This window comes from Paracoccus sp. T5 (genome assembly GCF_048538155.2).
Classification (GTDB): Bacteria; Pseudomonadota; Alphaproteobacteria; order Rhodobacterales; family Rhodobacteraceae; genus Paracoccus.
Genome location: NZ_CM135809.1, coordinates 1,225,980 through 1,250,125, shown reverse-complemented (window position 1 = coordinate 1,250,125; position 24,146 = coordinate 1,225,980). Strand labels below are relative to the sequence as shown.

General features: G+C 65.9%; 22 protein-coding genes. 1 reads left to right on the top strand and 21 read right to left on the bottom strand.

Annotated elements, in window-relative coordinates; all coding sequences use genetic code 11:
• Positions 1–6: 6 nt before the first annotated feature.
• The 21 genes from nuoN to ACNR9W_RS06055 all read right to left on the bottom strand — a co-directional run bounded on the left by nuoN (position 7) and on the right by ACNR9W_RS06055 (position 21,072).
• Positions 7–1,485, bottom strand: coding sequence for an NADH-quinone oxidoreductase subunit NuoN (gene nuoN / locus ACNR9W_RS06155; RefSeq protein WP_419267976.1), 1,479 nt, complete (start codon positions 1,483–1,485; stop codon positions 7–9).
• 10 nt (positions 1,486–1,495) lie between these two features.
• Positions 1,496–3,049 (bottom strand): NADH-quinone oxidoreductase subunit M, encoded by a 1,554-nt coding sequence (locus ACNR9W_RS06150; RefSeq protein ID WP_419267975.1) that lies wholly within the window; start codon positions 3,047–3,049, stop codon positions 1,496–1,498.
• A gap of 1 nt (position 3,050) precedes the next feature.
• Positions 3,051–5,192 carry an NADH-quinone oxidoreductase subunit L gene (gene nuoL, locus ACNR9W_RS06145; RefSeq protein ID WP_419267974.1) on the bottom strand — a complete coding sequence of 714 codons (2,142 nt, stop codon included), beginning with the start codon at positions 5,190–5,192 and terminating at the stop codon, positions 3,051–3,053.
• Positions 5,193–5,199: 7 nt separating this feature from the next.
• Positions 5,200–5,505 (bottom strand): NADH-quinone oxidoreductase subunit NuoK, encoded by a 306-nt coding sequence (gene nuoK, locus ACNR9W_RS06140; protein ID WP_042248542.1) that lies wholly within the window; start codon positions 5,503–5,505, stop codon positions 5,200–5,202.
• Between the two features lie 58 nt (positions 5,506–5,563).
• On the bottom strand, positions 5,564–6,166 hold the full coding sequence (locus ACNR9W_RS06135) for an NADH-quinone oxidoreductase subunit J (protein WP_419267973.1): 603 nt from the start codon (positions 6,164–6,166) through the stop codon (positions 5,564–5,566).
• On the bottom strand, positions 6,163–6,576 hold the full coding sequence (locus ACNR9W_RS06130; protein ID WP_111298601.1) for a carboxymuconolactone decarboxylase family protein: 414 nt from the start codon (positions 6,574–6,576) through the stop codon (positions 6,163–6,165). The genes ACNR9W_RS06135 and ACNR9W_RS06130 overlap by 4 nt, the downstream gene beginning before the upstream one ends.
• Positions 6,573–7,064: an NADH-quinone oxidoreductase subunit NuoI gene (gene nuoI, locus ACNR9W_RS06125; protein ID WP_111298600.1), complete on the bottom strand. Its 492-nt coding sequence runs from the start codon at positions 7,062–7,064 to the stop codon at positions 6,573–6,575. Before nuoI ends, ACNR9W_RS06130 begins: the two co-directional genes overlap by 4 nt.
• Positions 7,064–7,249 carry a hypothetical protein gene (locus ACNR9W_RS06120; RefSeq protein ID WP_419267972.1) on the bottom strand — a complete coding sequence of 62 codons (186 nt, stop codon included), beginning with the start codon at positions 7,247–7,249 and terminating at the stop codon, positions 7,064–7,066. The genes nuoI and ACNR9W_RS06120 overlap by 1 nt, the downstream gene beginning before the upstream one ends.
• A 5-nt stretch (positions 7,250–7,254) precedes the next feature.
• A complete protein-coding gene (nuoH, locus tag ACNR9W_RS06115; RefSeq protein ID WP_419267971.1) occupies positions 7,255–8,286 on the bottom strand; it encodes an NADH-quinone oxidoreductase subunit NuoH in 1,032 nt (343 codons plus the stop codon).
• Between the two features lie 18 nt (positions 8,287–8,304).
• Positions 8,305–9,042, bottom strand: a complete 738-nt coding sequence (locus ACNR9W_RS06110) for a hypothetical protein (RefSeq protein ID WP_419267970.1) — start codon at positions 9,040–9,042, stop codon at positions 8,305–8,307.
• A gap of 36 nt (positions 9,043–9,078) precedes the next feature.
• Positions 9,079–11,091, bottom strand: a complete 2,013-nt coding sequence (gene nuoG / locus ACNR9W_RS06105) for an NADH-quinone oxidoreductase subunit NuoG (RefSeq protein WP_419267969.1) — start codon at positions 11,089–11,091, stop codon at positions 9,079–9,081.
• Between the two features lie 10 nt (positions 11,092–11,101).
• Positions 11,102–11,497 carry a DUF5333 domain-containing protein gene (locus tag ACNR9W_RS06100; RefSeq protein ID WP_419267968.1) on the bottom strand — a complete coding sequence of 132 codons (396 nt, stop codon included), beginning with the start codon at positions 11,495–11,497 and terminating at the stop codon, positions 11,102–11,104.
• Positions 11,498–11,598: 101 nt separating this feature from the next.
• Positions 11,599–12,894, bottom strand: coding sequence for an NADH-quinone oxidoreductase subunit NuoF (gene nuoF, locus ACNR9W_RS06095; protein ID WP_419267967.1), 1,296 nt, complete (start codon positions 12,892–12,894; stop codon positions 11,599–11,601).
• A gap of 24 nt (positions 12,895–12,918) precedes the next feature.
• Positions 12,919–13,128 (bottom strand): DUF5337 domain-containing protein, encoded by a 210-nt coding sequence (locus tag ACNR9W_RS06090; protein WP_419267966.1) that lies wholly within the window; start codon positions 13,126–13,128, stop codon positions 12,919–12,921.
• Positions 13,128–13,661: a hypothetical protein gene (locus tag ACNR9W_RS06085; protein WP_419267965.1), complete on the bottom strand. Its 534-nt coding sequence runs from the start codon at positions 13,659–13,661 to the stop codon at positions 13,128–13,130. The genes ACNR9W_RS06090 and ACNR9W_RS06085 overlap by 1 nt, the downstream gene beginning before the upstream one ends.
• Before the next feature lie 40 nt (positions 13,662–13,701).
• A complete protein-coding gene (nuoE, locus tag ACNR9W_RS06080) occupies positions 13,702–14,607 on the bottom strand; it encodes an NADH-quinone oxidoreductase subunit NuoE (protein WP_419267964.1) in 906 nt (301 codons plus the stop codon).
• Positions 14,607–15,845, bottom strand: a complete 1,239-nt coding sequence (locus tag ACNR9W_RS06075) for an NADH-quinone oxidoreductase subunit D (RefSeq protein WP_419267963.1) — start codon at positions 15,843–15,845, stop codon at positions 14,607–14,609. Before ACNR9W_RS06075 ends, nuoE begins: the two co-directional genes overlap by 1 nt.
• Before the next feature lie 4 nt (positions 15,846–15,849).
• Positions 15,850–16,467, bottom strand: coding sequence for an NADH-quinone oxidoreductase subunit C (locus ACNR9W_RS06070; protein ID WP_419267962.1), 618 nt, complete (start codon positions 16,465–16,467; stop codon positions 15,850–15,852).
• A 2-nt stretch (positions 16,468–16,469) separates the two neighbouring features.
• Positions 16,470–17,003, bottom strand: a complete 534-nt coding sequence (locus ACNR9W_RS06065) for a NuoB/complex I 20 kDa subunit family protein (protein WP_419267961.1) — start codon at positions 17,001–17,003, stop codon at positions 16,470–16,472.
• Positions 16,994–17,311 carry an NADH-quinone oxidoreductase subunit A gene (gene ndhC / locus ACNR9W_RS06060; protein ID WP_419268345.1) on the bottom strand — a complete coding sequence of 106 codons (318 nt, stop codon included), beginning with the start codon at positions 17,309–17,311 and terminating at the stop codon, positions 16,994–16,996. The genes ACNR9W_RS06065 and ndhC overlap by 10 nt, the downstream gene beginning before the upstream one ends.
• Before the next feature lie 326 nt (positions 17,312–17,637).
• Positions 17,638–21,072 (bottom strand): pyruvate carboxylase, encoded by a 3,435-nt coding sequence (locus tag ACNR9W_RS06055; protein WP_419267960.1) that lies wholly within the window; start codon positions 21,070–21,072, stop codon positions 17,638–17,640.
• 196 nt (positions 21,073–21,268) lie between these two features.
• Here ACNR9W_RS06055 and uvrA point away from each other — a divergent pair, with 196 nt between their 5' ends.
• On the top strand, positions 21,269–24,130 hold the full coding sequence (gene uvrA, locus ACNR9W_RS06050) for an excinuclease ABC subunit UvrA (RefSeq protein ID WP_419267959.1): 2,862 nt from the start codon (positions 21,269–21,271) through the stop codon (positions 24,128–24,130).
• Positions 24,131–24,146: the final 16 nt, after the last annotated feature.

The following is a 24,146-nucleotide window of genomic DNA, read 5'->3' as shown; positions in this document are numbered from 1 at the left end:
CCGGGGTTATTCAACGATGACCACGGCAGGGTCGACGATCACCACCGGATCGACCAGGGACAGGGCGGCCGTGGCCGCGGCCTCATCGACGCCCAGCATCGTCACCGCGCCCAGCAGCAGCGCCGCCGCCGGGACCATCAGCGCCGCGAACTGCATCGCCCCCATGCGGCTTTCCACGGGTTCGGATTCCGCCCCGAAGAACATGTAATAGACGATGCGCAGGTAGTAGAAGGCGCCGATGACCGAGGCGATCACGCCCAGAACGGCCAGCCAGGACAGGCCTGCATCGACCGCCGCCGTCAGCACGCCGTATTTGGCGAAGAAGCCCAGGAAGGGCGGCACGCCGGCCAGGCTGAACATCAGGAACAGGACGGCAAAGCTTTTCAGCGGATCGGTCTGGGCAAAGCGGTTCAGGCTTTCAAGGTCGGTGACCGGGCGGCCGTCCCGCTCCAGCGACAGGATGAAGGCGAAGGTGCCGACATTCATGACGGCATAGATGGCCATGTACATCAGCATCGCCTGGACGCCATAGGCCGTGCCTGCGGCCAGGCCCACCAGCGCGAACCCCATATGCGCGATCGAGGAATAGGCCATCAGGCGCTTGACGTTGCGCTGCCCGATGCCGGCGATCGAGCCCAGGAACATCGACAGGACCGCCAGCAGCGCGATGATCTGCGTCCATTCGCCCGGCACATTGCCGAATGCCTCGAACATCAGCCGCGCGATCAGCGCCATGGCCGCGACCTTGGGTGCAGTTGCCATGAAGGCCGTCACCGGCGAGGGCGCGCCCTCGTAGACGTCGGGCGTCCACATGTGGAAGGGCACGGCCGAGACCTTGAAGGCCAGGCCCACCAGCAGGAAGACCAGGCCGAACAGCAGGCCCATGGGCAGCCTTCCGGCCGTGACGGCCTGGATGATGCCCGCAAAGCTGGTGGTGCCCGAGAAGCCGTAGACCAGCGAGGCGCCGTAGAGCAGCAGCCCCGAGCTGAGCGCGCCCAGGACAAAATATTTGAGGCCGGCTTCCGAGGACTTGACGCTTTCCCGGCGCGAGGCGGCAAGCACGTAAAGCGCCAGCGACTGCAGCTCCAGCCCCATGTAGAGCGACAGCAGGTCGCCCGCCGACACCATCACCATCATGCCAAGCGTCGAGAGCACGATCAGGATCGGGTATTCGAAGCGCATCAGCCCGTGCCGCGACAGGTAGTCCGCGCTCATCGCCAGGACGGCGGCGGCCGACAGCAGCACCGTCACCTTGGCAAAGCGCGCAAAGGCGTCGTCGATGAACATGCCGAAGAAGGCGTCCTGCTGCGGACGGTCGCCAAAGCCGACATAGACCGCCGCCACCAGCAGGGCCAGCACGCTGGCCCAGAGGATCGGCCGGGCGATCCGGTCCTTGCCGAAATAGGCACCCGCCAGCAGCGCCGCCAGCGCAAAGATCGCAAGCCACAGCTCGGGCAGAACGGTCGAAAGATCGAGCGAGGTCATCTTGCTATCCTCAATGGCTGACGCTGGCCTGGGCCAGGTCGTCGCTGGCTGCCTCGGCGGGCACCGCGTCGTGGAAGTTCACCAGCAGCGCCTCGACCGAGGGGCCGGTGATGTCGGTCACCAGGCGCGGATAGACGCCCAGGATCAGGGTCATGGCGATCAGCGGAACAAAGATCCACTTTTCGCGCGGGGTCATGTCGGTGATCGCCCGCAGGCTTTCCTTGATCAGCGCGCCCATGGTGACGCGGCGATAGAGCCAGAGCGCATAGGCCGCCGACAGGATCACACCGGTCGCCGCGACGAAGGCCACCCAGGTGTTGGCGCGGAACGCCCCCATCAGGGTCAGAAACTCGCCCACGAACCCTGACGTGCCGGGCAGGCCCACGTTCGCCATGGTGAAGAACATGAACACCAGTGCATAGACCGGCATCCGGTTCACCAGCCCACCATAGGCGTCGATTTCCCGGGTGTGCATCCGGTCATAGATGACGCCCACGCAGAGGAACAGCGCGCCCGAGATGAAGCCGTGCGACAGCATCTGGAAGATCGCGCCGTCCAGCCCCTGCTGGTTGGCGGCAAAGATGCCCATGGTGACATAGCCCATGTGAGCGACGGACGAATAGGCGATCAGCTTCTTCATGTCCGACTGCGCCAGCGCCACCAGCGAGGTGTAGACGATGGCGATGGCCGACATCCACAGCACCACCCCCTGCAGCAGGTCGGCGCCCACCGGGAACATCGGCAGCGAAAAGCGCAGGAAGCCGTAGCCGCCCATCTTCAGCAGAACCGCGGCCAGAACCACCGACCCGGCGGTCGGGGCCTGGACGTGCGCGTCGGGCAGCCAGGTATGGACCGGCCACATCGGCATCTTGACCGCGAAGCTGGCGAAGAAGGCCAGGAACAGCAGCGTCTGCATGCCACCGACCACGGTAAAGCCCAGCACCTGCATGGTCTGCGACGGAAAGTCGAAGGCCAGCAGCTGCGCGATGTCGGTCGTGCCGGCGGTGCGCGCCATCGCGATCATCGCGACCAGCATCAGCACCGAGCCGATGAAGGTATAGAGGAAGAACTTGAAGGAGGCATAGATGCGGTTCGCCCCGCCCCAGATGCCGATGATCAGGAACATCGGAATCAGGCCCGCCTCGAAGAACAGGTAGAAGAGGATCAGGTCCAGCGCCGTGAAGACGCCGATCATCAGCCCCTCCAGCACCAGGAAGGCGATCATGTATTCCTTGACCCGGACCTTGACGTCCCAGGTAGAGAGGATGGTCAGCGGCATCAGGAAGGTGGTCAGCATCACGAAGAGGATCGAGATCCCGTCCACGCCCATCTTGTAGCGCAGGCCCATGATCCAGGCATGGTCCTCGACGAACTGGAAGCCGGTGTTCGAGGCGTCGAAGCCCGCCAGCAGGAACAGCGAAATCAGGAAGGTCGCGCCCGTGGCGATCAGCGCCAGCCATTTCGCGTTCTTCTGCGAGGCGGCATCGTCGCCGCGCAGGAACAGGGCCAGGATCCCCGCCGCCACGATCGGCAGGAAGGTGATGATCGAAAGAAGGTTCGTCATGTTATTGCGCGCCCCGCATCATCACCCAGATCAGCAAGCCCACGATGCCCAGAACCATCGCGAAGGCATAGTGGAACAGAAAGCCCGACTGGACCCGACCGGCAAAGCGCGTCAGTCGCGGAATGATTCCCAAGGCCAGCCCGTTGATGGCGCCGTCGATAACCGCTCCGTCCCCGCCCGTCCACAGCTTGCGGCCCATCCAGCGGGCTGGACGCACGAACAGGGCGTCATAGGCCTGGTCGAAATACCACTTGTTCAGCAGGAACTGGTACAGGCCCTGCTGCTGGCGGGCCAGCTTGGCCGGGGCCTCGGGGTGGCGGATATACATCAGCCAGGCCAGCGACAGGCCGATCAGCATCGCGATGAAGGGCGACAGCTTGACCCAGGTCGGGACGTAGTGGGCGTCATGCATGACGTGGTTCTCGGGATGCATGAAGATCGCGCCCGGCCCCACGGCGATCTCGGCCGGGTCCTCCGCCGCGCCGGCGGCGCCATGCAGCGCCTCTCCCTGCGGCTCCGCATGATCGGCCTCGGCGACGCTGCCCTCCAGCGCGGTCTCGGCCCCGGCGACGCCGGCCCCGTGATCGTCGGCCGCAGCCTCGGAATGCGCGGCCTCGATCTGCGGCAGGCCGAAGAAGCCCTGCACGCCCTCTTCCTCGAAGAAGCTGTTGTACCAGATCATCCCGGCAAAGATCGACCCAAAGGCCAACACGACCAGAGGGATGGTCATCACGCGCGGGCTTTCATGCGCATGGTCATGCGCGTGATGGTCGCCCCTCGGCTTGCCAAAGAAGGTCATGAACATCAGCCGCCAGCTGTAGAAGCTGGTCATCAGCGCCGCCAAAACCAGCAGCCAGAAGGCATAGCCGCTGCCCGAGGCATAGGCGCTCTCAATGACCGCATCCTTGGACAGATAGCCCGAGAAGCCGATATGGGTCAGCGGGACGCCGACGCCGGTGATGGCCAGCGTGCCGATCATCATGGCCCAGAAGGTCAGCGGGATCTTTGTCCGCAAGCCTCCATAGTTCCGCATGTCCTGTTCGTGATGCATCGCGTGAATGACCGAACCGGCCCCCAGGAACAGCATGGCCTTGAAGAAGGCATGCGTGAACAGGTGGAACATGGCCACCGAATAGACGCCGACGCCCGCGGCCACGAACATGTAGCCCAGCTGCGAACAGGTCGAATAGGCGATCACGCGCTTGATGTCGTTCTGCACCAGGCCAACCGTCGCCGCGAAGAAGGCGGTCGAGGCGCCGATGATCACGATGAACATCTTGGCTTCCGGTGCGAATTCGTAGAGCGGCGACATCCGGCAGACCAGGAAGACGCCCGCGGTGACCATGGTCGCGGCATGGATCAGCGCCGACACCGGGGTCGGGCCTTCCATCGCGTCTGGCAGCCAGGTGTGCAGGAACAGCTGCGCCGACTTGCCCATCGCGCCGATGAACAGCAGGACCGCCAGCACGTTCGCCGCGTTCCAGTCGCGCCACAGGAAGGTCATCTCGGTCTGGGCCAGCATCGGCACCTGGGCAAAGATCTCGTCGAACTGGATCGAGCCGGTCAGCCACCAGATCCCGAAGATCCCCAGCAGGAAGCCGAAGTCGCCCACGCGGTTCACGATGAAGGCCTTCATCGCCGCGGCACCCGCCGACTGCTTCTTGTAGTAGAAGCCGATCAGCAGATAGGAGGCGACGCCCACACCCTCCCAGCCAAAGAACATCTGCAGCAGGTTGTCGGCCGTCACCAGCATCAGCATGGCAAAGGTGAAGAACGACAGATAGGCGAAGAAGCGCGCCCGATAGGGCTCGTCGTCGCTGAAGTTCTCGTCATGCGCCATGTAGCCGAAGCTGTAGAGGTGGACCAGCGCCGAGACCGAGGTGATCACGATCAGCATGATGGCGGTCAGACGGTCCAGACGGATCGCCCATTCGCTGGTGAAATCGCCCGAGACCACCCAGTCCATCACCGGGATCTGGCGCAGCTGGCCGTCGAAGGTCAGGAAGATGATCCAGCTGAAGGCGGCGGCGGCAAACAGGATCGCCGTCGTCAGGATCTGCGCGCCGCGCTCGCCCAGGGCGCGCCAGCCGAAGCCGGCGATCAGCGCGCCCAGTAGCGGGGCAAAGAGAATGAATTGCGCCATGGGTTCCTTACCCCTTCATCACGTTGACATCTTCCACCGCGATCGTGCCGCGGTTGCGGAAGAAGACGACCAGGATCGCCAGGCCGATGGCCGCCTCGGCGGCGGCGACGGTCAGGATGAACATTGTGAAGATCTGGCCGCCCAGATCGCCCAGATGGGCCGAGAAGGCGACGAAGTTGATATTGACCGCCAGCAGCATCAGTTCGATCGACATCAGGATGACGATGACGTTCTTGCGGTTCACGAAGATGCCGAAGATCCCGGCGACGAACAGGATCGCCCCCACGACAAGGTAATGTGTCAATCCGATCATCGTTTCTGTCCCTCCGGGTCTGTCACCCGTTGATATTCCATTGGCTGCGGCGGGGGCCTTACAGCCCCTGCCCCGGCTTGACGTCGCGCAGCTGCATGGCCTTGGCCGGATCGCGATGCATCTGCGCGATCACGTCCTGGCGCTTGACATTGGTGCGGTGGCGCATGGTCAGCGTGATCGCCCCGATCATGGCAACCAGCAGGATCAGCCCCGAGATCTGGAACGGCAGCATGTAGCGGTCATAAAGCACCAAGCCGATCGCGTTGGTGTTCAGCGCCGGCACCACCATCGGCACCGCCCGCAGCGTGGCCGACTGATCCGCGCTCTCCCAGGCCCCATAGGCGATCGCCAGCTGCGCCAGCAGAACCAGCGCAATCAGGCCTGCCAGCGGCAGATAGCGCGCGAACTCGCCCTTCAGCCCGGCAAAGTCCACGTCCAGCATCATCACCACGAACAGGAACAGCACCGCGACGGCGCCGACATAGACGATGACCAGCAGCATGGCCACGAATTCCGCCCCGACCAGGACGAACAGGCCCGCCGCCGACAGAAAGGACAGGATCAGCCACAGCACCGAATGGACCGGGTTGCGGGCCAGGACGACCATGAAGCCCGCAACGCAGACCGAGATGGCAAACAGGTAGAAGGCAAAGGTGATCATTCGGAGCTGCTCCCCTCGGATTCGGTAAAGACGCCCTGGGCGATCTCCAGCGCCTTCTGCATTGCAGGAAGGCCGCCGAACATCCCCATCTGATAGATCACCTCGGCGATCTCGCGCGGGGTGGCGCCGGCCTCCATCGCGTGGCGGATGGTCATCCGCAGCTGCGGCTCGGCCAGGGCGCCCTGCACGGTCATCGCGGCCACGGTCACCAGAAGCCGCGTCTTGGCGTCAAGCCCGTCGCGGTTGAAGGTTTTGCCGAACCACATTTCCAGCATGTCCGCCGGCATGGTCGGGAACATCTTCTCGACGGCCTTCAGGTCGAAATGCTCCAGCGCGGGGTTGAAGGCCCGCGCCATCTCCTGTCCCTGGGACAGCATCTGCTGGAACATCTTCTGGAATGCGTCGGTCATCGGTAGGGCGCGTCGATGGCAAGGTTGCGGGCGATCTGGGCTTCCCACCGGGCGCCGTTGTCCAGCAGGCGCTCCTTGTCGTAATAGAGCTCCTCCCGGGTCTCGGTCGAGAACTCGAAGTTCGGCCCCTCCACGATGGCGTCGACCGGGCAGGCCTCCTGGCAGAAGCCGCAATAGATGCACTTGGTCATGTCGATGTCATAGCGCGTCGTGCGGCGCGAACCGTCGTCGCGGGGTTCGGCATCGATGGTGATCGCCTGCGCGGGGCAGATCGCCTCGCACAGCTTGCAGGCGATGCAGCGTTCCTCGCCATTGGGATAGCGGCGGAGCGCATGCTCGCCCCGGAAGCGCGGCGACAGCGGGCCCTTTTCATGCGGATAGTTGATCGTGGCCTTGGGCGCGAAGAAATAGCGCATCCCCAGCCCGAAACCTTTGATGAAGTCCACCATCAGGAAATACTTGGTGGCACGCGCGATGTCGAAAGCCATCAGAACTGCTCTCCATGCTTGGGCGCGGCGAAGCGGTCAAAGGCCGCCACGTAGTCGCGGATCCTGGCGCTGTCGTGGGACAGCTCGGCATTGTCCAGGTTGTTGGCCAGGAAATGCGCGAACTCGGCCTTGTCGGCCTCGGTCGCGCGGGCCAGCACCTGGGCGATCTTGTTGGAATATTCCATTCGGCTCACACCCCCGCCCAACGGGCCCAGAAGCCTCCGAACACCTCGAACTTGGCAAGGAAGGCGACGATGACCACCCAGCCCAGGGACAGCGGCAGAAAGACCTTCCAGCCGACCCGCATCAGCTGGTCGTAGCGATAGCGCGGCACGATCGCCTTCACCATCGCGAACATGAAGAACCACAGGACCATCTTGAGGAACATCCAGATGGCCCCGTCCGGCAGGCCGGGGATCGGCGACAGCCAGCCGCCGAAGAACAGCAGCGTGATCAGCGCGCACATCAGCCACATGGCGATGTATTCACCGGCCATGAACAGAAGGTACGGGGTCGAGGAGTATTCGGTCATGAAACCGGCCACCAGCTCGGATTCCGCTTCCGGCAGGTCGAAAGGCGCGCGGTTGGTCTCGGCCAGGGCCGAGATGAAGAACAGCACCACCATCGGCAGATGCGGCAGCCAGTACCAGGACAGGATGCCCAGCCCGCGCTGCGCCTCGACGATCAGGGTCAGGTTCATCGACCCGGTCGAGATGATCACGCCGATGATGATCAGCCCCAGGCTGACCTCATAGCTGATCATCTGCGCGGCCGAACGCAGCGAACCCAGGAACGGGAATTTCGAGTTCGACGCCCAACCCCCCATGATCACGCCATAGACCTCCAGCGAGGAGACGGCAAAGATGAACAGGATGCCCACGTTGACATCCGCCATCACCCAGCCCGGCGCAAAGGGGATCGCCACAAAGGCCAGCAGCGCCAGCATCATCGACAGAAAGGGCGCCAGGAAGAAGACGAACTTGTCCGCCCCGGCCGGCACCACGACTTCCTTGACGACGAATTTCAGTGCGTCGGCAAAGGTCTGCAACAGGCCCCAGGGGCCCACCACGTTCGGGCCGCGACGCATCTGCACGGCTGCCCAGACCTTGCGGTCGCCATAGACCATGTAGACCAGCGACAGCATCACGAAGGCGATGATCGCCAGGCCCTGCGCCAGCAGGATGATGGCGATGCCCCAGGAAGACACCCAAAAATCAGCCATGATGCCCGTTCCTCTTCCTTAGGCCGCGGGAATGCCGCGCGCCCTGCACTCGCGCAGGGTCTCTTTCGTTTCCATCACCCGCAGTCCCATCGGCTTGTCCTGCGACAAGGTGAAGGCCGCGCCGATCAGCAGCTTGCCGTCGCGCTTCGCCTGAAGGGTGCGGATGTGGCGTCCATAAGGGGCGCCGTTGTCCTTGGCCCAACCGGCCAATGCGCAGGTGGCATACGAGAAGGCGATATCGGCGTCCACCCCTTCGCGCAGATTGGCGGTCACCTCGACCAGATCGGCCTTGGATCCCTCGCTCAGTGTCTCCACCTTGACGGCGATGAACTGCGCGGGGTCGATCTCGACCTCCGGGCGCATCGCCGGCAGGGCCGGCTGCGTGCGGGCGGCGAATGCCTCCAGCGCCTTTTCCTGCGCCGTCTTCTCGCGCGGGCCGGGGGCCACGGGCAGGCCGGGCAGCTTCAGGTCCAGGTTGCTGTTCAGCGCGGCCAGGTCGGCCTCGGTCACGGCAAAGGCGTCGCGGCCGCCCGGGCTGTCCAGGTCCATCGTGGTGACGGTCCCGTCCGCCTCCAGGATCAGGATCTCGCCAGACTTGGTCGAGATGCGGGCCCGGCTCAGCGTGCCCGTTCCGCCGGTCTTGCCGGCGGCCAGGCTCACCGACAGTTGCTCGGGCTTGCCGCGCGGGCGGTCCGCCTCGCGCTCCGTCTGCATGCAGCCGGAGAGCAGCAGTGCCGCCCCCAGAAGGATCGTCATTCCCGTTCGACGCTGTGACAAGGCCGCCATGTTTCCCTACTCCGCTGCAAGTGCAGGCGCCTGGCGCGCCGCTGCCATCCGGGACAGTTCGCCCATCAGCGGCGAACAGCGCGCGATGGGGTTGGTCAGGTAAAAGTCGCGGATCGGGTTGACGAAGCTGGCGTTCCCCAAGTCCCGCATCGGCAGGGGCTGCCAGTCGCTTTCGACGATCTGGTCGACCCGCGCCAGATGTGGCACGGCCTCGACCAGCTTGCGGCGCAGCTGCGTCAGGCTGTCCCAAGGCAGCGTCTGGCCCAGTTCCGCCGACAGCGCGCGCAGGATCGCCCAGTTCTCCTTGGCCTCGCCCGGCGCAAAGTTCGCGCGCATGGCCAGCTGCGGACGGCCCTCGGTGTTCACGAACAGGCCCATCTCCTCGGTATAGCAGGCGGCGGGCAGGATGATGTCGGCGCGATGGGCGCCGCGGTCGCCGTGGCTGCCCTGATAGATCACCGTGGCGCCGGGCGAAATCTCGACCTCGTCGGCGCCCAGGTTGAAGATCACCTGCGCCCCCTCGATCGCAGCCGGCAGCCCGCCATCCGTCACCGCGCCCACGTCCATGGCGCCCACGCGGGACGCGGCCGTGTGCAGCACCAGAAGCCGCGCACCGGTCGCCTCGGCCAGGGCCTGGGCATGGGCCAGCACGGCTTCGCCATCGGCCTCGCGCAGGGCGCCCTGCCCCAGGATCACCAGGCCCGGCCCTTCGCCGGGCTGGGCGTCGCGCAGCAGCTGCGCCAGCGCCGCACGGTCGGTGCCGGCATGGGCATAGTCATAGGTCAGGTCGACCGCCTCGCCGACCAGCGTGACCTGGGCGCCGCGCGTCCAGGCCCGGCGGATGCGGGCATTCAGGACCGGCGCCTCGTCGCGCGGATTGGTGCCGATCAGCACGATCGTGCCGGCGGTGTCGACATCCGCGATCACCGCATTGCCGACATAGCCCGACCGGTTGCCCGCCGGCAGGCGCGTCCCGTCGGTGCGGCACTCCACATGACCGCCCAGCCCCTCGACCAGCGTCTTCAGGCTGAAGGCCGCCTCGACCGAGGCCAGATCGCCGACCAGGCCCGCGACTTGGGCGCCCGTCATCGCGCGGGCGGCGGCGGACAGCGCCTCGGGCCAGGTGGCCGGGCGCAGCTTGCCATTCTCGCGCAGATAGGGGCGGTCCAGCCGCTGGCGGCGCAGCCCGTCCCAGACAAAGCGCGTCTTGTCGCTGATCCATTCCTCGTTCACGCCGTCATGGTTGCGCGGCAGGATGCGCATGACCTCGCGCCCCTTGGTGTCCACGCGGATCGCGCTGCCCAGGGCGTCCATCACGTCGATGCTCTCGGTCTTCGACAGCTCCCAGGGCCGGGCGGTGAAGGCATAGGGCTTGGACACCAGCGCCCCCACCGGGCACAGGTCGATGATGTTGCCCTGCAGGTTCGAGGCCAGCGTCTGGTTCAGATAGCTGGTGATCTCGCTGTCCTCGCCGCGGCCGGTCTGGCCCATCTGGCTGATGCCCGCGACCTCGCTGGTAAAGCGCACGCAGCGGGTGCAGCTGATGCAGCGGGTCATGTGGGTTTCGACCAGCGGCCCCAGGTTCAGCTCCTCGGCGGCACGCTTTGGCTCGCGATAACGGCTGAAATCGACGCCATAGGCCATCGCCTGGTCCTGCAGGTCGCATTCGCCGCCCTGGTCGCAGATCGGACAGTCCAGCGGGTGGTTGATCAGCAGGAATTCCATCACGCCCTCGCGGGCCTTCTTGACCATCGGGCTGTTGGTGCGGATCTCGGACGGCGCACCCTCGGGCCCCGGGCGCAGGTCCTTGACCTGCATCGCACAGGAGGCGGCAGGCTTGGGCGGGCCGCCCACCACCTCGACCAGGCACATGCGGCAGTTGCCGGCGATCGACAGCCGTTCGTGATAGCAGAATCGCGGGATCTCGACCCCGGCCTGCTCGCAGGCCTGGATGAGCGTCAGGTTGGGATCGACCTCGATTTCCCTGCCGTCGATCTTGATTGTCCGCAATTCGGCCATGATTCCATCCTTACCTGGCACTCAGCAGCGATCCCGCGACCGTCTGCCGTGCGATTTCGTCCCGGCCGAGGCGGCAGAACGTGTCGGGCTGGCCATTCACCACGCCCCGTTCCACCATGTATCGGTCGGCTTGTTCATAAATGCGACGCCGGTCCTCCCGGCTGTCGAGAAAGGCGTCGATCTGGCTCTCGCTGTAGCCCTGCTTCAGCGCATGACGCTTCAGCGCCCGCGCCTCGGAAAAGGCCCGGATCAGCCGGGCATCGATCGTGGGGCAGCCGCGCCGCACCAGGTCGGCCACGCGGGCCTGCACCAGCCGGTCGTTCACATAGGCGTTCTGCGACAGCGGCTCCAGCGCGGCGGCGGGGGTGGCGGCCAGCAGGGCGGCGGCGATCAGGTGGCGAAACATGGCAAGGTCCTTTCGATGGTCACGTGTCCCCACATAACCACCGGCCCGGCCCTTCGCCCGACACGAGCGCGTGCGCCGCGCGTGATGTCCCGCCGTTCCGGTCATTCCGCCGCCAGCGCCCCCATGCGTCCCGTCTTCTTGGCCTTCAGCCGGTCTTCGATCTCTCCGCGGAAGTTGCGGATCAGGCCCTGGATCGGCCAGGCGGCCGCGTCGCCCAGGGCGCAGATCGTGTGACCCTCGACCTGCTTGGTGACGTCCAGCAGCATGTCGATCTCCTCGACCTCGGCCTCGCCGGACACCAGCCGCTCCATCACCCGCATCATCCAGCCGGTGCCCTCGCGGCAGGGCGTGCACTGGCCGCAGCTCTCGTGCTTGAAGAACTTGGACAGCCGCCAGACCGCCTTGATGACATCGGTGTCCTGGTCCATCACGATCATACAGGCGGTGCCAAAGGATGACCGCAGCTCGCGCATGCCGTCATAGTCCATGATCGCGCCTTCGCATTGCTCGGCCGTCAGGATCGGACAGGAGGCCCCGCCGGGGATCACCGCCTTGAGGTTCTTCCAGCCGCCGCGCACGCCGCCGCCATGCTTCTCGATCAGATCCTTCATCGGGATCGACATGGCCTCCTCGACCACGCAGGGCGTGTTCAGGTGGCCGGTCAGGCCGAACAGCTTGACGCCCGCATTGTTCGGACGGCCAAAGCCCGCGAACCATTCCGGCCCGCGCCGCAGGATGGTCGGCACCACCGCGATGGATTCGACATTGTTCACCGTCGTCGGGCAGCCATAGAGGCCCGCCCCCGCCGGGAAGGGCGGCTTCATGCGCGGCATGCCCTTCTTGCCCTCCAGGCTTTCCAGCAGCGCGGTTTCCTCGCCGCAGATATAGGCGCCGGCGCCGTGGTGCAGGTACAGGTCGAAATCCCAACCCGATCCGGCCGCATTCCGTCCCACCAGGCCCGCGTCATAGCATTCGTCGATCGCCGCCTGCAGCGCCTCTTTTTCGCGGATGTATTCGCCGCGCAGGTAGATGTAGCAGGCATGGGCGTTCATCGCGAAGCTGGCGATCAGCGCCCCCTCGATCAGCGTGTGCGGATCATGGCGCATGATCTCGCGGTCCTTGCAGGTCGCGGGCTCGGATTCGTCGGCGTTGATCACCAGATAGCTGGGCCGCCCGTCCGATTCCTTGGGCATGAAGGACCATTTCAGGCCCGTGGGAAAGCCCGCGCCGCCCCGGCCGCGCAGCCCCGAGGCCTTCATCTGCTCGATGATCTTGTCGCGCCCGCGCCCGATGATCTCGGCGGTCCCGTCCCAGTGGCCGCGCTTCTTCACGCCGGCCAGGCTGCGATCGCCCATCCCGTAGAGGTTGGTGAAAATGCGATCCTGATCTTTCAGCATCCGTAAGGTCCTCTCATCCGGGCGTCACGCATTCCTGCGCCGCCAGATACGCCAGGTCACGATCAGCGACCAGACAAAAGCGCCGATGGCGGCCAGGTCTGCCAGAAAGGCCCACCGCGCCGCCCACCCATATTCCAGCCCGATCGCCTGAATGGCGAGCCAGATCAGCATGGTCGCCGCAATCACGATCGCGACCAGCCGCATCTGGCGGGTATCCTGCCGAGGGTCCGCCATCACGCACCCTCCCTGTCCGTGGCGACCAGGTTCCGCGCCTGGCCGATCCAGTCGTCCCCGCGGATGCGAGAGGCCGCGCGCCCGATCTTCGGCGCCACCTCCTCGACCCGCGCCTCGTCCCAGGCCGCGATTTGGGACAGCCGCGTCACCCCCGCCGCATGCAGCGCCGCCTCGACCTTGGGCCCGATGCCCTTGATGCGGCGCAGATCGTCCGCAGGCTCCGAGTCCGTGTCCTGCCGATCAGCCTCGGCAATAATCTCCCGGATCACCGGAGACCTGAAGTCCCGGCTGGCCACGGGAACTGCGGGAACCGCGGCTTCCAGCGGAACCGGAGACCAGTGATCCGCGTCCATCGGCGGTGTCCCCTCGTGAACCAGCCAATGCAGCAGCGCGCCCATCAGCACCCCCGCCACCAGGCCCAGGACCAGCGCGGCCAGCCAGCCGACCGCGCCAAAGAGGCCAAGCCCCAGTATCACAAGCGCCGCAACCACGACGCCGGTCTTTCCGCTAGAGCTTTGCATCGCGCCCGGCATTCACTGCTCCGTTCCCGCAGGCCACCGGCCCGCTGCCCGATCAGTCCTTCTTCACATCCGCTTCTTCGCCCCGCACCCCGGCAGGCTCGCGCGCCGACACGGGACGCGCGGCGGAACTGGCCTGCGCCTCCTGCTCGGTGACGCCGGTCTTGTCCACCGGATCGCCCTCCGACGGCCGCGGCTCGGTCTCGGGGGCGGTGTCGCGCCCGCTCCGGTCATCCGCCGCCGCCTCGGGCTGCGGGCGGTCGCGCCATTTGGTCAGGATCGGCACCTCGGTCCCGTCGATCCGCTTCAGCGTCTCGCCCAGCTCGGTGGCCAGCTGCACGCTGGCATTCATCGCGCTGTGGCCCTGGGCATCCGCCAGGCTGGTCAGCCCCACGGCGGGCTCGGAGGCAAAGCGGCCGGTCTGCGATCCGGGCTGGGGCACCTCGCCGGCCGACATGCGGTCGATCAGCACCTCCAGCGTCTCGGGCGTCAGGTCCTCGTAGTAATCCTTGCCGATCTGGGCCATCGGCGCGTTGGCGCAGGCGCCCAGGCACTCGACCTCTTCCCAGCTGAACTTTCCGTCCGCCGACAGCGTGTGCGGCGTCGGCGCGATCTTGCGCTTGCAGACCTCGATCAGCGCCTCGGCGCCGCAGATCATGCAGGTCGTGGTCCCGCAGATCTGGATATTTGCAACCCGCCCAACAGGTTGCAGCTGGAACATGAAGTAGAATGTCGCCACTTCCAGCGCCCGGATATAGGCCATGCCCAGCAGCTCGGCGCAATATTCGATCGCCGGCCGCGACAGCCAGCCCTCCTGCTCCTGCGCGCGCCACAGGACCGGGATGATCGCCGACTGCTGGCGACCTTCCGGATATTTGGTCATCTGCGCCCGCGCCCATTCCAGGTTGGCGGGGGTGAATTCGAAACTGTCCGGCTGGACGGGGTGAAGGCGGCGCAGCATCAGCGGTCAACCTCTCCGAACACGATGTCTTGGGTGGCGATCAGGGCCGGGACGTCGGCCAGCAGATGGCCCTTGGACATCCAGTCCATGGATTGCAGATGCAGGAAGCCCGGGGCGCGCAGCTTGGCGCGATAGGGCTTGTTGGTGCCGTCGCTGACCAGATAGACGCCGAACTCGCCCTTGGGCGCCTCGACCGCAGCATAGACCTCTCCGGCAGGAACGCGGAAGCCCTCGGTATACAGCTTGAAGTGGTGGATCAGGCTTTCCATGTCGCGCTTCATCTCGCCGCGCTTGGGCGGGGTCAGCTTGCCCCGCGCCAGCACGTCGCCGGCGGGCTCGGCGCGCAGCTTGTGGATCGCCTGGCGCATGATGCTGGTCGACTCGCGCATCTCCTGCATGCGGACCAGGAAACGGTCATAGCAGTCGCCGTTCGTACCCACCGGGATCTTGAAGTCGAACTCGTCATAGCATTCGTAAGGTTGGCTGCGGCGCAGGTCCCAGGCCATGCCCGAACCGCGCACCATCACGCCCGAAAAGCCCCAGTCCAGCGCGTCCTGCTCGCTGACCACGCCGATGCTGACCAGCCGCTGCTTGAAGATGCGGTTCTCGGTCAGCAGCGTGTCCAGGTCGTCCAGCACCTTGGGGAACTGGTCGCACCAGGCCTCGATGTCGTTCAGCAGGTCGGGCGGCAGGTCCTGGTGGACGCCGCCGGGCCGGAAATAGGCCGCGTGCAGGCGCGCCCCCGAGGCGCGCTCGTAAAAGATCATCAGCTGCTCGCGCGCCTCGAAGCCCCACAGCGGCGGTGTCAGCGCGCCCACGTCCAGCGCCCCCGTGGTCAGGCCCAGCAGGTGGTTCAGGATGCGGCCGATCTCGGAATACAGGACCCGGATCAGGCTGGCGCGGCGCGGGATCACCGTGCCGGTCAGGCGCTCGATCGCCAGGCACCAGGCATGTTCCTGGTTCATCGGCGAGACATAGTCCAGCCGGTCGAAATAGGGCAGGTTCTGCAGATAGGTGCGGCTTTCCATCAGCTTCTCGGTGCCGCGATGCAGCAGCCCGATATGCGGGTCGGCCCGTTCCACGATCTCGCCGTCCAGCTCCAGCACCATGCGCAAAACACCATGCGCAGCAGGGTGTTGCGGGCCAAAGTTGATGTTGAAGTTGCGGATGCGCTGTTCGCCGGTCAGCTGGTCCTGGCTGCCGTCGTCATACTGGTTGGTGCGGATATCGCCGTCCATGGCCTTACCCCTTTGTCTTTTCGTCGCCCGGCAGCGCGTATTGCACGCCTTCCCAGGGCGAGAGGAAGTCGAACTGGCGGTATTCCTGCACCAGGCTCACAGGCTCGTAGATCACCCGCTTCTCGGCATCGTCATAACGCACCTCGACATAGCCGGTGGTCGGGAAATCCTTGCGCAGCGGATGGCCGGAAAAGCCGTAATCGGTTAGGATGCGCCGCATGTCGGGATGGCCGGTGAACAGGATCCCGAACATGTCAAAGATCTCGCGCTCGAACCAGTTGGCCGAGGGGTGGATGCCGGTCAGCGTCGGCAGCATCTCGTCCTCGCGGATCGCGACCTTCACCCGGATGCGGTGGTTCTGGTACATCGACAGAAAGTGCCAGACCACGTCAAAGCGCTGCGGCCGCGACGGATAATCCACCGCCGTGATGTCGACCAGCGTCGAAAAGCGGCAGGAACTGTCGCTGCGCAGGAACTCGATCAGGTCCAGGATGCCCGCCGCGGTGGCGGTCACGGTCAGCTCGTCATGGACGACCGTGGCATCGACCACCTCGTTGGGGCGGCGCAGCTTGACATGCTCGGCCAGCTGGCTCAGCGCATCGAGATCAGGATAGACGGCCATCGTTACCTCACCAGCGTGCCGGTGCGCCGGATGCGGCGCTGAAGTTGCAGGATGCCGTACAGCAGCGCCTCGGCGGTCGGCGGGCAGCCCGGAACATAGATGTCCACCGGCACCACGCGGTCGCAGCCGCGCACGACCGAATAGCTGTAGTGGTAATAGCCGCCGCCATTGGCGCAGCTGCCCATGCTGATGACATAGCGCGGCTCGGGCATCTGGTCATAGACCTTGCGCAGCGCCGGGGCCATCTTGTTGGTCAGCGTGCCGGCGATGATCATCAGGTCCGACTGGCGCGGAGAGGCGCGCGGCGCGGTCCCGAAGCGTTCCAGGTCATAGCGCGGCATCGAGGTGTGCATCATCTCGACCGCGCAGCAGGCCAGGCCGAAGGTCATCCAGTGCAGCGAGCCGTTGCGCGCCCAGTTGATGATGTCCTCGGTGGTGGTCAGCAGGAAGCCCTTGTCCTGCAATTCGCGGTTCAGCGTGGCGGTCGCGACCTCGCGGTCGGGACCGGCGGTGTTCGCTCCGGTCATCACGCCCATTCCAGCGCTCCTTTCTTCCATTCGTAGGCAAAGCCCACGGTCAGCACGCCCAGGAAGACCATCATCGACCAGAAGGCCACGTCGCTCATCGCGGCAAAGCTGACCGCCCAGGGGAACAGGAAGGCCACTTCCAGGTCGAAGATGATGAACAGGATCGACACCAGGTAAAAGCGCACGTCGAACTTCATCCGCGCATCGTCGAACGGGTTGAAGCCGCTTTCATAGGCGCTGACCTTTTCCGGGTCCGGATTGCGCACGGCGACGACAATGGCGGAGAACAGCAAGATCAGCGCAAATGCCGATGCCATCCCCAGAAAGACGAGGATGGGCAGATAATCCAGCAGAAGGTTGTCCACGGGCTTTGATCCCCTTGTCGGTCGCGGGGATCATGGCTCACCCCGCGACAGGTTGGCTAGGCGTGATGTAGACCCCGCGCGTCGCGGGGTCAACGGTCGCGGGTGGCCAAATACGCGGCGAATTGTTGCATTGCTGCAGCATCCGGATGTCCCCTGCAGACCTGCAGGGAACCAGGGGGGCCAGATGCCGCGGGCCGCCCTGCCCGTCCCGCGACCCGGTCATGCGGGGCCCTGCGGGCGCTGCGGCCCGGCCCCCGCAGGGACCGGACCGCCGCCTGTCACTCGATCTCGACCAGCAGGTCCTTGGCGTCGATCTGCTGTCCGGGGCTCACGTGCAGCGCCTTGATGGCGCCGTCGCGGTCGGCATGCAGGCCGGTTTCCATCTTCATCGCCTCGATGGTCAGCAGCAGGTCGCCCTGCTTGACCGCCTGCCCGGCTGCGACCGCGACCGTGGCCACGACGCCCGGCATCGGCGCACCGACATGGCCCGGGTTCGCGGGATCGGCCTTGGGACGCGCCGCCGCCGCGCCGACCGCCTTGCGGTTCGGCACCCGCACCTGGCGGGGCTGGCCGTTCAGCTCGAAGAAGACCTTGACCTCGCCCTGCTCGTCCGTCTCGCCCAGGGTCAGCAGGCGCACTTCCAGCGTCTTGCCGGGGTCGATCTCGACGCTGATCTCCTGCCCCGGCTCCATGCCGTAGAAGAAGGTCCGCGTCGGCAGCGTGCGCACCGGGCCATAGGTCTCGTGGCGCGCGCGATATTCGGTGAAGACCTTGGGATACATCAGGTAGCCGTTCAGGTCCTCGTCATCGATTGCGACGCCGCCCAGTTCGGCCGACAGCTTGGCGCGCAGGGCCTCCAGGTCGGCCGGCGGCAGATGGGCGCCGGGACGGTCGGTGACCGGGGCCTCGCCCTTCAGCACCTTGCTCTGGATCGCCTCGGGCCAGCCGCCCGGGGGCTGCCCCAGGTTGCCGTGCATCATGTCGACGACCGAATCGGGAAAGCTGACCTCGACCGACGGGTCCATGACCTGCTGGGGCGTCAGGTTCTGCGCCACCATCATCAGCGCCATGTCGCCCACCACCTTGGACGAGGGCGTGACCTTCACGATGTCGCCGAACATCTGGTTCACATCGGCATAGGCCTGCGCCACCTCGTGCCAGCGATCCTCCAGCCCCATCGACCGCGCCTGCGACTTCAGGTTGGTGAACTGCCCGCCCGGCATCTCGTGCAGATAAACCTCGGAGGCCGGCGACTGCAGTCCGCTCTCGAAGGCGGCATAGCTTTCGCGCACCCGCTCCCAATAGTTGCTGATCGCCCGGATGGCCTTGATGTCCAGCCCGGTGTCGCGGTCGGTCTGGGCCAGCGCCTCGACCACGGAGCCCATGGTCGGCTGGCTGGTGTTGCCCGACAGCGCGTCCATGGCACAGTCGACGGCATCGACGCCGGCCTCGGCCGCGGCCAGGATCGTGGCGCCGCCCATGCCGCTGGTGTCATGGGTGTGGAAATGGACCGGCAGGCCGACCTCCTCCTTCAGCGCCTTGATCAGGATGCGCGCGGCCGCGGGCTTCAGCAGCCCGGCCATGTCCTTCAGGCCCAGAACATGGGCGCCGGCGGCCTTCAGCTGCTGCGCGGTGTCCACGTAATACTTCAGGTCGTACTTGGACCGCTCGGGGTCCAGCATGTTGCCGGTATAGCAGACCGTGCCCTCGCAGACCTTGCCGCTCTCGATCACGGCGTCCATGGCGACGCGCATGTTCTCGACCCAGTTCAGGCTGTCAAAGACGCGGAAGACGTCCACGCCGGTTTCCGCCGCCTGGCGCACAAAGAACTGCACCACGTTGTCGGGATAGTTGGTGTAGCCCACCCCGTTCGAGGCCCGCAGCAGCATCTGCGTCATCAGGTTCGGCATCGCCGCCCGGATGTCGCGCAGCCGCTGCCAAGGGCATTCCTGCAGGAAGCGATAGGCCACGTCGAATGTCGCCCCGCCCCAGCATTCCACGCTGAACAGCTGCGGTAGGTTCGCGGCATAGGAGGGCGCCACGCGGATCATGTCGATCGACCGCATCCGCGTCGCCAGCAGCGACTGGTGCCCGTCGCGCATCGTCGTGTCGGTGATCAGCAACTGCTTTTGCGCCGCCATCCAGTCGGCCACGGCCTGCGCGCCCTGGGTCTCCAGCATCTGGCGGGTGCCGGGCGCGGGCTCAGCCTTGGGCGCCGGCGGGATCGGGGCGCGCGCCTGCGCCGGCGGCAGCGGCCGGCCGGCGGTTTCCGGATGCCCGTTCACGCTGATATCGGCCAGATAGGTCAGGATCTTGGTCGCCCGGTCCTGACGCTTCTTGAAGGTGAACAGGTCATCGGTCGTGTCGATGAACTTGGTCGTATAGGTGTCGTTCAGGAAGGTCGGGTGCTTCAGCAGGTTGATGACGAAATCGATGTTCGTGGAAACGCCGCGCACGCGGAACTCGCGCAGCGCGCGGTCCATCCGCTTGATCGCCTGGTCGGGCGTCTGCGCCCAGGCCGTGACCTTGACCAGCAGCGAATCGTAATAGCGGGTGATCACGCCGCCCGCATAGGCGGTGCCCCCGTCCAGGCGGATGCCCATGCCGGTCGCGCTGCGATAGGCGGTGATGCGGCCATAGTCGGGGATGAAGTTGTTCTGCGGATCCTCGGTCGTGACGCGGCACTGCAGGGCGTGGCCGGACAGCGTGATGTCCTCCTGCCGGGAATGGCCGGTGGCCTCGGCCAGGGTCGCGCCCTCGGCGATCTTGATCTGGGACTGCACCACGTCGATGCCGGTGACCTCCTCGGTCACGGTATGCTCGACCTGGACGCGCGGGTTCACCTCGATGAAGTAGAACTGCTGGCTGTCCATATCCATCAGGAACTCGACCGTGCCGGCGTTCTGGTAGCCGACCGCCTGGCCGATCTTCAGCGCCAGCGCGCAGACCTCCTCGCGCTGTTCCTCGGTCAGATAGGGCGCGGGGGCGCGCTCGACGACCTTCTGGTTGCGGCGCTGGACGGTGCAGTCGCGCTCGTACAGGTGATACAACCCGCCATGCGTGTCGCCCAGCAGCTGCACCTCGACATGCCGCGCGCGCAGGATCATCTTCTCCAGATAACCCTCGCCGTTGCCAAAGGCGGCCTCGGCCTCGCGGCGGCCCTCGCGGACTTTCTCCACCAGCTCGGCCTCGCTGTTGATCGGGCGCATGCCGCGACCGCCGCCGCCCCAGCTGGCCTTCAGCATCAGCGGATAGCCGACCGCCGCCGCTTCCGCCTTGATGGCCTCGAAATCCTCGCCCAGCACTTCGGTCGCGGGGATGACCGGCACGCCGGCCTCGATGGCGACGCGGCGGGCGCTGGCCTTGTCGCCCAGGGCGCGCATCGTGTCGGCGCGGGGACCGATGAAGGTGATCCCGGCCGCCGTGCAGGCATCGACGAAATCGGGGTTCTCGGACAAGAGGCCATAGCCCGGATGGATCGCGTCGGCGCCGCAGGCCTTGGCCACGCGGATGATCTCGGGAATCGACAGATAGGCGGCGACCGGTCCCAGGCCCTCGCCGATCCGATAGGCTTCGTCCGCCTTGAAGCGGTGCAGACCCAGCTTGTCTTCCTCGGCATAGACGGCCACCGTCTTCTTGCCCAGTTCGTTGGCGGCGCGCATCACGCGAATGGCAATCTCGCCCCGATTGGCCACCAGAATCTTATTGAACATGCGTCCCCCTTGGTCCTCGCGGGCGGCATCCTAGCGGTGCTGCATCGCGGCGCAAGCACTGGCTACATTCTGCATCAACATCTGCTCAGGAACGACAGAACAGGCACATAACCGACATGTTCCTGATACGTTCGCATTTGGAACTTGCTTTTCCGCCATGCGTCCCTATCTGATGCGACTGGTCAGAGGGGCACGCATGGAACAGAAGTTCATCGAGGTGCGCGGGGCGCGCGAACACAATCTGAAAAGCGTGGACATGAACATCCCGCGCGACCAGCTGGTGGTGATCACCGGCCTGTCGGGCAGCGGGAAATCCTCGCTCGCCTTCGACACGATCTATGCCGAGGGCCAGCGCCGCTATGTCGAGAGCCTGTCGGCCTATGCGCGCCAGTTCCTGGACATGATGGGCAAGCCCGACGTGGACCACATCAGCGGCCTGTCGCCCGCCATCAGCATCGAACAAAAGACCACGTCGAAGAACCCCCGCTCAACCGTCGGAACGGTCACGGAAATCTACGACTACCTGCGGCTGCTGTTCGCCCGTGCCGGCACCCCCTATTCGCCCGCGACCGGCCTGCCGATCGAGGCGCAGCAGGTCCAGGACATGGTCGACCGCACCATGGCCCTGCCCGAGGGCACGCGCGCCTATCTGCTGGCCCCGATCGTCCGCGACCGCAAGGGCGAGTACAAGAAAGAGCTGCTGGAACTGCGCCGCCAAGGCTTCCAGCGCGTCAAGATCAACGGCACCTTCCACGACCTGGACGAGGCGCCGACGCTGGACAAGAAGTTCCGCCACAACATCGACGTGGTGGTGGACCGCATCGTCGTCCGCGAGGGGCTGGAAACGCGTCTGGCCGACAGCCTGCGCACCGCGCTGAACCTGGCCGACGGCATCGCCCATCTGGAACTGGCGACCGAGGGCGAGGCCGAGCCCGAGCGCCTGACCTTCTCCGAGAAATTCGCCTGCCCCGTCTCGGGATTCACCATCCCCGAGATCGAGCCGCGGCTGTTTTCCTTCAACGCCCCCTTCGGCGCCTGCCCGGTCTGCGACGGCCTGGGGGTCGAGCTGTTCTTCGACGACCGCCTGATCGTTCCCGACGCCGCGCTCTCGGTGGACAAGGGCGCCATCGCGCCCTGGGCGAAGTCGAAATCCGCCTACCTGACCCAGACCGTGAACGCGCTGGCCAAGCATTACGGCTTTGACAAGAAGACCGCCTGGAAGGACCTGCCCGAAAACATCCGCCAGATGTTCCTGCGCGGTTCCGGGGCCGAGGAGATCAACTTCCGCTTCGATGATGCCGGCCGGGTCTACCAGATCGCCCGCGTCTTCGAAGGGGTAATCCCCAACATGGAACGCCGCCTGCGCGAATCCGACAGCCAGTGGGTCCGCGAGGAGTTCGAGCGCTACCAGAACAACCGCCCCTGCGGCGCCTGCAACGGCTATCGCCTGAAACCCGAGGCCCTGGCCGTCAAGATCGCCGGCAACCACGTGGGCCAGGTCGTCCAGCTGTCCATTCAGGAGGCGCTGGACTGGGTCACAGACGCTCCCAACCACCTGTCGAAGCAAAAGGCCGAGATCGCCGCCGCCATCCTCAAGGAGATCCGCGAGCGCCTGGGTTTCCTCGTGAACGTGGGCCTGAACTACCTGACCCTGTCGCGCGCCGCCGGCACCCTGTCGGGCGGCGAAAGCCAGCGCATCCGCCTGGCCTCCCAGATCGGTTCGGGCCTGACCGGCGTCCTCTACGTGCTGGACGAGCCCTCGATCGGCCTCCATCAGCGCGACAATGACCGGCTGCTGACCACGCTGATGAACCTGCGCGATCAGGGGAACTCGGTCCTGGTCGTGGAACATGACGAGGACGCGATCCGCCACGCCGACTATGTCTTCGACATGGGCCCCGGCGCGGGCGTGCATGGCGGCACCGTCGTCAGCCACGGCACCCCCGACCAGATCGCCGCCGACCCGAACAGCCTGACGGGCCAGTACCTCTCCGGCGCGCGCGCGATTCCCGTCTCGGAGACGCGCCGCGCGGGCAACGGCAAGAAGCTCACCGTGGTCAAGGCCAGCGGCAACAACCTCAAGGAGGTCACCGCCGACTTCCCTCTGGGCAAGTTCGTCTGCGTCACCGGCGTCTCGGGCGGCGGCAAGTCCACCCTGACCATCGAGACCCTGTTCAAGACCGCCAGCCTGCGCCTCAACGGCGCCCGCCAGACCCCCGCCCCCTGCGAGACGATCCGCGGGCTCGAGCATCTGGACAAGGTCATCGACATCGACCAGCGCCCCATCGGCCGCACGCCCCGCTCGAACCCCGCGACCTATACCGGGGCCTTCACGCCCATCCGCGACTGGTTCGCGGGCCTGCCCGAATCCAAGGCCCGCGGCTACAAGCCCGGCCGCTTCTCCTTCAACGTCAAGGGCGGCCGCTGCGAGGCCTGCCAGGGCGACGGCGTCATCAAGATCGAGATGCACTTCCTGCCCGACGTCTATGTCGAATGCGAGACCTGCAAGGGCAAGCGCTACAACCGCGAGACGCTGGAGGTGCAGTTCAAGGGCAAGTCCATCGCCGATGTCCTTGATATGACCGTGGAAGATGCGCAGACCTTCTTTGCCGCCGTGCCTTCCATCCGCGAAAAGATGGACGCGCTGATGCAGGTGGGCCTGGGCTATATCAAGGTCGGCCAGCAGGCCACGACCCTCTCGGGCGGCGAGGCGCAGCGCGTCAAGCTGTCCAAGGAACTCAGCCGCCGCTCCACCGGCCGCACGCTCTACATCCTCGACGAACCGACCACCGGCCTGCATTTCGAGGATGTCCGGAAACTGCTGGAGGTGCTGCACCAGCTGGTCGACCAGGGCAATTCGGTGATCGTCATCGAACACAACCTCGACGTCATCAAGACCGCCGACTGGATCATCGACATCGGTCCCGAAGGCGGCGACGGCGGCGGCGTGATCGTCGCCACCGGCACGCCCGAGGACGTAGCACAGGTTCAGGCGAGCCATACCGGCCGCTACCTGGGCCCGATGCTCAAGCCGGCGCGCATCCGCGCCGCCGAATAAGGCCCTCTGCGATGGC

Coding starts and splice junctions, on each gene's coding strand:
- nuoF (WP_419267967.1), bottom strand. CDS start 12,894: ATGCTGAAAGATCAGGATCGCATTTTCACCAACCTCTACGGGATGGGC.
- nuoN (WP_419267976.1), bottom strand. CDS start 1,485: ATGACCTCGCTCGATCTTTCGACCGTTCTGCCCGAGCTGTGGCTTGCG.
- nuoH (WP_419267971.1), bottom strand. CDS start 8,286: ATGGCTGATTTTTGGGTGTCTTCCTGGGGCATCGCCATCATCCTGCTG.
- ACNR9W_RS06070 (WP_419267962.1), bottom strand. CDS start 16,467: ATGGCCGTCTATCCTGATCTCGATGCGCTGAGCCAGCTGGCCGAGCAT.
- nuoL (WP_419267974.1), bottom strand. CDS start 5,192: ATGGCGCAATTCATTCTCTTTGCCCCGCTACTGGGCGCGCTGATCGCC.
- nuoK (WP_042248542.1), bottom strand. CDS start 5,505: ATGATCGGATTGACACATTACCTTGTCGTGGGGGCGATCCTGTTCGTC.
- ACNR9W_RS06130 (WP_111298601.1), bottom strand. CDS start 6,576: ATGACCGACGCATTCCAGAAGATGTTCCAGCAGATGCTGTCCCAGGGA.
- ACNR9W_RS06150 (WP_419267975.1), bottom strand. CDS start 3,049: ATGACGAACCTTCTTTCGATCATCACCTTCCTGCCGATCGTGGCGGCG.
- ndhC (WP_419268345.1), bottom strand. CDS start 17,311: ATGGCATCGGCATTTGCGCTGATCTTGCTGTTCTCCGCCATTGTCGTC.
- ACNR9W_RS06090 (WP_419267966.1), bottom strand. CDS start 13,128: ATGGCGGACCCTCGGCAGGATACCCGCCAGATGCGGCTGGTCGCGATC.
- uvrA (WP_419267959.1), top strand. CDS start 21,269: ATGGAACAGAAGTTCATCGAGGTGCGCGGGGCGCGCGAACACAATCTG.
- nuoG (WP_419267969.1), bottom strand. CDS start 11,091: ATGGCCGAATTGCGGACAATCAAGATCGACGGCAGGGAAATCGAGGTC.
- ACNR9W_RS06065 (WP_419267961.1), bottom strand. CDS start 17,003: ATGGGCGTGATGACCGGAGCGAACACCGCCGGTCCCGACCGCGAGGTC.
- ACNR9W_RS06120 (WP_419267972.1), bottom strand. CDS start 7,249: ATGGAATATTCCAACAAGATCGCCCAGGTGCTGGCCCGCGCGACCGAG.
- nuoI (WP_111298600.1), bottom strand. CDS start 7,064: ATGGCTTTCGACATCGCGCGTGCCACCAAGTATTTCCTGATGGTGGAC.
- ACNR9W_RS06085 (WP_419267965.1), bottom strand. CDS start 13,661: ATGCCGGGCGCGATGCAAAGCTCTAGCGGAAAGACCGGCGTCGTGGTT.
- ACNR9W_RS06110 (WP_419267970.1), bottom strand. CDS start 9,042: ATGACGATCCTTCTGGGGGCGGCACTGCTGCTCTCCGGCTGCATGCAG.
- nuoE (WP_419267964.1), bottom strand. CDS start 14,607: ATGCTGCGCCGCCTTCACCCCGTCCAGCCGGACAGTTTCGAATTCACC.
- ACNR9W_RS06100 (WP_419267968.1), bottom strand. CDS start 11,497: ATGTTTCGCCACCTGATCGCCGCCGCCCTGCTGGCCGCCACCCCCGCC.
- ACNR9W_RS06135 (WP_419267973.1), bottom strand. CDS start 6,166: ATGATCACCTTTGCCTTCTACCTGTTTGCCATCTCGGTCTGCGTTGCG.
- ACNR9W_RS06075 (WP_419267963.1), bottom strand. CDS start 15,845: ATGGACGGCGATATCCGCACCAACCAGTATGACGACGGCAGCCAGGAC.
- ACNR9W_RS06055 (WP_419267960.1), bottom strand. CDS start 21,072: ATGTTCAATAAGATTCTGGTGGCCAATCGGGGCGAGATTGCCATTCGC.